Origin of the sequence: Tsukamurella pseudospumae (genome assembly GCF_001575205.1) — a bacterium.
GTDB classification, from domain to species: domain Bacteria; phylum Actinomycetota; class Actinomycetes; order Mycobacteriales; family Mycobacteriaceae; genus Tsukamurella; species Tsukamurella pseudospumae.
In genome coordinates this window covers 1-594 of sequence record NZ_LSRE01000066.1, presented here as the reverse complement: position 1 = coordinate 594, position 594 = coordinate 1, and the positions used below count along the sequence as shown (strand labels likewise).

The window sequence follows — 594 nt, the reverse complement described above, 5'->3', positions numbered from 1 at the left end:
GGGCGCGGGACCGTACCAGACGGAGTCGCCTGTGTCCCTGCAGGATKCGYWSSTGCGGGACTCGGTGCGCGGATGGCACCGGGCGGGATCGGCCCGACGAACCACGACGGATACACCTGCAGACCACCAGGCTGAGACTGCCGCGCCAACAACCCCGCCACAGCATTACGCGCCTCCTCGATCGCATAACCCGCCGCAGCGTAAAGCCGCATGTAATCATCCTCGACCAACGACGCCGCCAAACCGTTGAACAACTCAACAGCCGCAGTCACCGCATTCCGCGCAAGAACCGTCAACACCGCCGACTTCCCCACAGTCGCCGCCATCGTCGCCGTCGCATTGTCATAACTGATCTTGATCAGATCATTGACGACCTTGGTCTCCCCATACCGAGGAATACCCAGATCACCCTGCGGAATCGCATACGGCGTCTCCGCCGCCTGCGGCAACGCCGGCGTCCCCTTCCCCAACGTCGCACGCAACCCCGAGAACAAGCCCGTGATGTAATCCCGAGCCCCCGCATCAACCCACCCAGGAAACGCCGGAGCAATCTCCGGGGTGAGGAGAATCAGACCACCCATGTCGTGGCTATCC

The 594-nt window shown here is 63.2% G+C and carries 1 protein-coding gene; it reads right to left on the bottom strand.

The features are described from left to right. Nucleotides 1–594, bottom strand: a 594-nt coding sequence (locus tag AXK61_RS25590; protein WP_197466908.1) for a hypothetical protein, incomplete at both ends; no start/stop codon positions are given.